General features: G+C 69.0%; 3 protein-coding genes and 1 pseudogene. 3 read left to right on the forward strand and 1 reads right to left on the reverse strand.

Annotation, left to right across the window (positions count from 1 at the left end):
• Positions 1 to 4 precede the first annotated feature (4 nt).
• A pseudogene (locus D471_RS37580) lies at positions 5 to 2623 on the reverse strand (pectate lyase family protein); the annotation flags it as partial.
• A gap of 901 nt (positions 2624 to 3524) precedes the next feature.
• Between D471_RS37580 and D471_RS0109390 the strand changes: the two are divergent.
• From D471_RS0109390 to D471_RS0109400, 3 genes are all read left to right on the forward strand, one after another.
• Positions 3525 to 4994, forward strand: coding sequence for an alanine/glycine:cation symporter family protein (locus D471_RS0109390; RefSeq protein WP_017598385.1), 1470 nt, complete (start codon positions 3525 to 3527; stop codon positions 4992 to 4994).
• Between the two features lie 112 nt (positions 4995 to 5106).
• The gene (locus D471_RS0109395) at positions 5107 to 6129 is read left to right on the forward strand and encodes an asparaginase (RefSeq protein WP_017598386.1); all 1023 of its coding nucleotides are present in this window, start codon (positions 5107 to 5109) and stop codon (positions 6127 to 6129) included.
• Positions 6126 to 7397, forward strand: coding sequence for an aspartate ammonia-lyase (locus tag D471_RS0109400; RefSeq protein WP_017598387.1), 1272 nt, complete (start codon positions 6126 to 6128; stop codon positions 7395 to 7397). Before D471_RS0109395 ends, D471_RS0109400 begins: the two co-directional genes overlap by 4 nt.
• Positions 7398 to 7400 lie beyond the last annotated feature (3 nt).

Below are 7400 nucleotides of genomic sequence, written 5' to 3' on the forward strand. Positions count from 1 at the left end.
GGTCGACCTCCCTACCGCCGATGGTCACCACGAGGCGGCCGTCCGAGTCGAAGCGCCAGTCCAGGGCCCCGGAGTACTGAGAGCACCGGGAACCGTTGGAACCGTCCCAGAACTGGTTCGAGCCATCGGCGTCGCCCCTGGTCCGGTCGGTCGAGCCACCGTCGCAGGAGGTGTTGTCGCGAAACACCGAGTCGCCACCGTCGAACTGGAAGTTGCGCTCCTCGTTGCCGACGCCCAGGTTGTTCGAGACCGTCATGCCGCCGGGGTTCGAGTTGTAGGTGAACCCGTGCTTGCCGTTCTCGAAGGCGATGCTGTGGTGAATGTGGTGGTCCACCTCGATGCCCGAACCGCCGAGCTTGAACCCGTTGCGGTCGCCGTCCGAGTGCTGGGAGCCGTCCGAGAGCGAGCCGTTGCCGAACGCCAGCGAGTGTTCGATGGTCACCTCGCCGATCGGGCCCGTGTCCGACTTGGTGAACAGGTCGTAGCCGTCGTCGATGTTGTTGTACGCCACGGTGTACCGGAACACGTTCCCGTCCCCGACGGTGAGCTTGGGGGCGAACCCGTCGGCGTCCTCACCGTCGGAGTCGGCGTTGTCGTGCGAGACCGTGCTGACGATCAGGTTGTTCGAGGGCCACTGCGACCGGGGAGCCCCGGCGGTGTACCGCGACAGCTGCAGCCCGGTGTCGTGGTTGTACCGGGTGGTCACCCGCTCGATGATGTTGTCGTTGCCGCCCAGCAGGATTCCGTTGTCGCCGGCGTGCTCGACGATGACGCCGTTGATGTGCCACCAGTCGCCGCCGACGGCGAGTCCCCTGTTGGAGGAGTCCTCGCTCTGGGCTGAGAAGTTCAGCACGGGGGTCTCACCGGGGTGGGCGAACAGCTCGTTGCGGTCGCTCGACAGACCATCGTTCCCCGGCGCGATGTGAACCGTCTCGGAGAAGTCGTAGGTACCGCCGCGCATGTAGATCGTCCCGCCGGGCTCGATCCGGTCGATCGCCGAGGTGAGCGTCGTCGGGTCGGACTCGGTTCCGGGGGCGCTGTCGCTCCCGTCCGGAGCCGCGAAGAGCTCGTCGCCCGAGGGCGGCGGGGTGTCGCCTCCACCGTCGGGCGGCGAACCGGCGTAGGTCTCGAACTCGGCGACGCGGGGGGTGCCGTTCGAGCTGGTGATCTCGAAGTCGATCTTGCGCAGCGCCGTCGCCTCGAAGGCGATCACACCCGCTCCGCTACCGCTGGTCAGGACGGCGCCGGTGTCGTGGTCGACGACCTGCCACGAGCCGATGTCGCCTTCGGCTCCGGCCGCCTCGCGGATGTTGATCGCGGACACCGTGGTGTCGGAGCCCCACTTGACCGAGATGCGACCGGTCGAACCGCTCGGCGACCAGTAGGTGCTCATGTCGCCGTCGACGACATTCCCGTAGCTGGTCCCGCCGGCCTTGCTGGAGCCGTCGGCGCCGGCCCCGATGCTGAGGTTGGTCCCGTCGGGAGGATCAGTCGGATCCGGGTCACTCGGTTCCGGGTCACTCGGATCGTGCGCTTCGCAGTCGCCGTCCGAGACCCGGTTGCCCTGGCCCGCGCCCGCGGTCTGGTCCAGTACCTCCGGCACGCAGCCGGCGTCGTCGAGCTCGTAGGAGTACGGAATGCTCACCGACGTGTTGGACCGCGGGTCGGGTCCGGCGGGGTGGTTCTCGTCGCCCTGGCCGGACCAGGTCACGTTGTCGAAGATGTTGCCGCTGACCTCCCAGAAGCCCCTCTCATTGGTGTAGAAGGTGCCCAGGACGTCCTTGGAGTCCTCGAAGTGGTTGTTCTCCACCTTCGCGCTGGCCCCGGCCCGAGAGTTGATGCCGGACTTGTTCAGCCCCACGTAGTGGTTGTTGTACATGTGCCCCGTGCCGCCGCGCAGCAGGGGCGCGCGCGAGTCGATGTTCTCGTACCGGTTGTGGTGGTACGTGACGTAGCCGTTCGAGAGGTCGCTCTCGCTGGACCCGACCAGGCCGCCGCGTCCGGAATCGCGCAGGACGCTGTAGGAGAGGGTCACGTACTGGGTGTTGTTCTTCAGGTCGAAGAGGGCGTCATAGCCCTCCGACTCCCCGCCCGATGCCTCCAGGGTGACGTGGTCGACCCAGACGTTGCGGACGTCCTTCTCCATCCCGATGGCGTCACCGCCGTTGGACGTGGGCGAACCGGACTTCTTGACGTTCCGGACGGTCACGTTCTGGATGATGATGTTGCGGGACTCCCGGATGTGGATGCCCAGTTGGTCGAACACGGCTCCGCCACCGCTGCCGACGATCGTGACGTTGCTGATCTTCTTGAGCTCGATCACGTCGTCGGACGTGTCGCAACCATCGCCCGACACCTTGGAGGTGTTGCCGTGGTTGATGGTCCCTTCCACCTCGATGATGATCGGAGTGCTGGTGCTGGGCCGGTCGCACAGGGCCTGGTGGATCTGGGTTCCGGTCGTGGCCCGTACCGTCTGTCCGCCCGCGCCGCCGGTGGTCCCGCCGTTCTGAGTCGCATACCCCGTAGCGCCGTCGGCCTGCGCCGACGCCTGGTACATCGGTAGGGCCAGACCAGCCGTCACCACGGCCGCAGTGGCCAAAAACNGCACGATTGATCGTCTCACCGCTTACCTTTCCTCGTAGAGGATGAGCGCTGACGCGCTCTCACCCGAGAGTAAAGAAAGCGCTTTCCATGTCAAGAGGGGTTCGTGCCGCCATTTTCGGAAGGTCGAACACCCCGACCGCCCCTCATCCCTGTGTCCTGCGGCTTCATCGGCATGCGACGTCGATTTCGGAATCGGGCGCCTCAAGGCGCGCGGCCGATGGGACCGTCTCGTCGACAACGCGCCGGCCGGCCACAGGCGCCCGTCGCGGTCGGGGAAGCGCCATGGCGAGGCAGGGAGAAGACCTTCGGCCGCACCAGTGCGCACGCACCCCTCCCCCACTCTCCGGACGCCTCCCCGCCCCGGACGGCGGATGCTCCAAACCACGGCGAAACGGGACGGTCGTGCCGCCACGGGCGACCGAGGAAAGCGCTCTCACATGGGTGGCGCGCCCTGGACGAAGAGGTCTTTCCCGGTCCAGCAGCACCCAGACCTTCCGACGGGCCCGGAAACGGTGATGTCCCGACCGACCAGACGGATCGGACGGGATGCCACCGCCGGCACACCGCCGCGGGCGCGCGATCGGATCGGAATCGGCCAAGCCTCCCGGCTGGCCTGAACGCGGGAGCGCGGACGGCACCGCCGGCACCGCACCGGCCAACCCCCTCCGTGCCCCGGGTCACAGAACGTCGTCGAACGTGTGACGCGCACCACTGCGCAGAAAGCGCCTCGCGTCGAACCCCGTTCGACGACAGCGCGTGTTCTCCGCACCGTGAGCAGGGTCCGTTGAAGCGTGCCGTCGATGTGTCAACCATGGCCCGCCAGCGGAAGCACGCTCCGACGACCAGCTGTGAAGCTACGTCGTGCCTGCGAGACGACCCCGGCATCCCCCGCGTGCCCGCACACGACAAGGAGCAAACGTATGGATGTGCTGAACAGTGCCATCGGTAGCCTGAACGACGCCTTGTGGGCCTACCTGGTCATTCCCCTGCTGGCCATCGTCGGCGTCTACTTCACGGTGCGCTCCCGCGCCGTCCAGCTCAGGCTGGTGCCCGAGATGCTGCGCACCCTGCGCAGCCACCCGGAGTCGGCTCCCGACGGCCGGAGGGCCATCTCGGCGTTCCAGGCGTTCTCGATCTCGGCGGCCTCCCGGATCGGGACGGGCAACATCGTCGGAGTGGCGGTCGCGATCGCCCTCGGCGGCCCCGGGGCGGTGCTGTGGATGTGGCTGATGGGCATCGTCATGGGCTCGGCCGCGTTCGTCGAGTCCACCCTCGCCCAGCTGTTCAAAGTCAAGGACGAGACCGGATTCCGCGGTGGTCCGGCCTACTACATGACGCTCGGGCTCAAGGCTCGATGGATGGGCGTGCTGTTCGCCGTCGCCATCATCTTCACCTTCGGATTCGCGTTCAACGCGGTGCAGGCCAACAGCATCGCCAGTGCCGTGAGCGGTTCGGTGTCGACCGCGACCGGCGCGCAGGCCCCGGGGTGGATCGCGCCCACCGTGGGTGTCGCGCTGGCCGTCCTCGCCGCGCTCGTGATCTTCGGCGGCGTGCGCCGCATCGCCCACGTCGCGCAGACCGTGGTGCCGTTCATGGCACTGACCTACCTCGTCATCGGCCTGGTCGTGGTCGGAATGAACGTCGACCAGATCCCCGTCGTGCTCACCGACATCGTGAGCTCGGCGTTCGGCCTCCGCGAGTTCGGCGCCGCCGGCGTCGGCACGGCGATCATGATGGGCATCCGCCGCGGCCTGTTCTCCAACGAGGCGGGCATGGGCTCCGCCCCCAACGCGGGGGCGACGGCCTCGGTCAGCCACCCGGTCAAGCAGGGCCTGGTCCAGACACTCGGTGTCTACTTCGACACCCTCGTCATCTGCTCGGTCACCGCGTTCATCATCCTGGTCTCCAAGCCCGTGTACGGCGACGAGGTCGGCGCCGAGCTCACCCAGAAGGCGCTGGAGGCGAACCTCGGCGCCTGGTCCCTGCACCTGCTCACCGTGATCATCTTCCTGTTGGCGTTCACGTCGCTGGTCGGCAACTACTACTACGGCGAATCCAACCTCAGGTTCCTGACCAGCCTGCCGACGGCCCTGCCGGTGTACCGCGCGGTCGTGGTCGCCATGGTGTTCCTGGGCGCCGTCGCCTCGCTCGACCTGGTGTGGAGTTTCGCCGACACCACCATGGGGTTCATGGCCGTGATCAACCTGGTCGCCATCGCCCCGCTCGGCACACTCGCCCTGCGCCTGCTCCTGGACTACCAGCAGCAGCGTAAGCAGGGACTGAACCCGGTCTTCACCCGAGACCGGCTGCCCGATGTCGAGGGCATCGAGTGCTGGGAGCCCCAGCCGGCCGACGAGCACGATCCGCGGTCCGCTCCGGGCGTTCGTTGACCCGGTCCCCCGGGCGAACCCCACCGACCGCTGCCGGGACGCGGTCCGTACCCGCCACGAGCGGATCCGGTCCGCGTCCCGATCCAGGACTCTCCGAGGCGAGAAGGACACGATGAGCCAGATCGTACTGATCAGCACTGGCGGGACGATAGCCAGTCGCCGAACCGGGAGCGGGTACACCGCCACGCTGACCGGGCCCCGGCTCCTCGATGGGACCAGCGTCCCCCACGGCCTGCGGGTCCAGGTGCGGGACCTGTTCACCGTGAACAGCTCAGCGCTCACCACGGCCCAGCAGCTGACCCTGCTGGGCGCCGTGCACGAGGCGCTGGCCGATGACCGGATCGACGGCGTCGTGGTGACCCACGGCACCGACACGTTGGAGGAGTCGGCGTTCCTGCTCGACCTGCATCACCACGACCGCCGACCGGTGGTGTTCACCGGCGCGCAGCGACCGCCGGACCACGACGACAGCGACGCGCCGGCCAACCTCCGCGACGCCCTGGCCGTCGCCGCCTGCGGACACGATCTCGGTGTGCTGGTGGTGTTCGACGGCTTGGTGCACGCCGCGCGCGGCACCGCGAAACAGCACACGCTCGCCGTCGACGGGTTCGGCGACCCGTCCGGCCCGCGGATCGGCGACGTCTCCCAAGGCCGTGTGCTCGTACGGCGCCGGCCCCCGCGGCGGCCGGCGCTCGCGTTGCCGTCACCCGACGTCCCCGTGCCTCGGGTCGACATCGTCACGCACCACACCGGCGCCGATCCGCTGCTGCTGCGGGCGGCTGTCGCGGCCGGGGCCCAGGGCGTCGTGCTGGCCGGTACCGGCGCCGGCAACGCCACCCCGGCGTTCGTCGGCGCCGTGGCCGAGGCGGTCTCCGCCGGGGTGCTCGTCGCGCTCACCAGCCGGGTGCCCGCCGGCCCGGTCACCGGGATGTACACCGGCGGCGGCGCGGTCGACCTGATCGCGGCCGGAGCGGTGCCGAGCGGAACACTGCGCGCCCCGCAGACCCGGATGGCCGTGCTCTCCGCCCTGCTGCACCACACCGATCCAGCGGAGCGCACCGCGACGATGCGCCGACTGCTCTCCGGCGGACCGAGATCCTCACACCTACCGACGACGGACGGAGCCCTCCGATGACCCCGACCCCGAGAAACGGGCACCGTGCGGAGCACGATCTGCTCGGATGGCGCGAGGTGCCCGCGGACGCCTACTACGGCATCCACACCCTGCGCGCGGTGGAGAACTTTCCCATCACCGGTATCCCCCTGTCAGCCCACCCGGAGCTGGTGACCTCGCTCGCGGCGGTGAAGCTCGCGGCCGCTCGCGCCAATCGCGACCTGGGACTGCTCGTCGGCGACAAGGCGGCCGCGATCGAGAAGGCGTGCCTGGAGATCCTGGAGGGCCGCCTGCACGAGCAGTTCGTCGTCGACGTGATCCAGGGCGGGGCGGGCACCTCGTCCAACATGAACGCCAACGAGGTGATCGCCAACCGCGCGTTGGAGCACCTCGGCCGTGCCAGGGGCGACTACCGCCACCTGCACCCGCTGGAGGACGTCAACGCCGGTCAGAGCACCAACGACGTCTATCCGACCGCCGTCAAGATCGCCCTGCACCTGTCCGCCCACCGGTTGTCGGACGCCATGGAGCACCTCGGGTCGGCCTTCGGCGCGAAGGCCGCCGAGTTCGGCGACGTGCTCAAGGTCGGCCGGACCCAGCTCCAGGACGCCGTACCGATGTCCTTGGGCCAGGAGTTCGGCGCCTATGCGGTGATGCTCGTCGAGGACCGGTCGCGGCTCTCCGAGGCGTGCTCCCTGCTGCACGAGATCAACCTCGGCGGGACCGCGATCGGCACCGGGCTCAACGCCCACCCCGCCTACCCCGCCGCCGCCTGCGAGCACCTGGCCGCGCTGCTGGGGATCCCGTTGACAGTGGCTCCCGACCTGGTCGAGGCCACCCAGGACGCCGGAGCGTTCGTGCAGCTGTCGGGCGTGCTCAAGCGCATCGCGGTGAAGCTGTCCAAGACCTGCAACGACCTGCGGCTGCTGGCCTCCGGCCCGCGCGCGGGGCTGGGCGAGATCACCCTGCCCGCGGTGCAGGCCGGGTCGAGCATCATGCCAGGCAAGGTCAATCCGGTCGTCCCCGAGGTGGTCAACCAGGTCGCGTTCGAAGTGATCGGCGGCGACCTGACCGTCACCATGGCCGCCGAGGCCGGTCAGTTGCAGCTCAACGCCTTCGAGCCGATCATCGCGCACCGCCTGCTGTCCGGTCTCGCCCAGATGGGCGCTGCCTGCCGGACCCTGGCCGACCGCTGCGTCGCGGGGATCACCGCCAACCGGGAGCACCTCGCCCGGCAGGTGGAACAGTCCATCGGCCTGGCCACCGCGCTCAACCCGCACCTCGGCTAAGAG

It is taken from the genome of Nocardiopsis lucentensis DSM 44048, assembly GCF_000341125.1.
GTDB lineage: Bacteria > Actinomycetota > Actinomycetes > Streptosporangiales > Streptosporangiaceae > Nocardiopsis > Nocardiopsis lucentensis.

What these genes read in the sequence shown, in the direction of transcription:
- D471_RS0109390 (WP_017598385.1), top strand. Translation starts at nt 3,525, where the DNA reads ATGGATGTGCTGAACAGTGCCATCGGTAGCCTGAACGACGCCTTGTGG.
- D471_RS0109395 (WP_017598386.1), top strand. Translation starts at nt 5,107, where the DNA reads ATGAGCCAGATCGTACTGATCAGCACTGGCGGGACGATAGCCAGTCGC.
- D471_RS0109400 (WP_017598387.1), top strand. Translation starts at nt 6,126, where the DNA reads ATGACCCCGACCCCGAGAAACGGGCACCGTGCGGAGCACGATCTGCTC.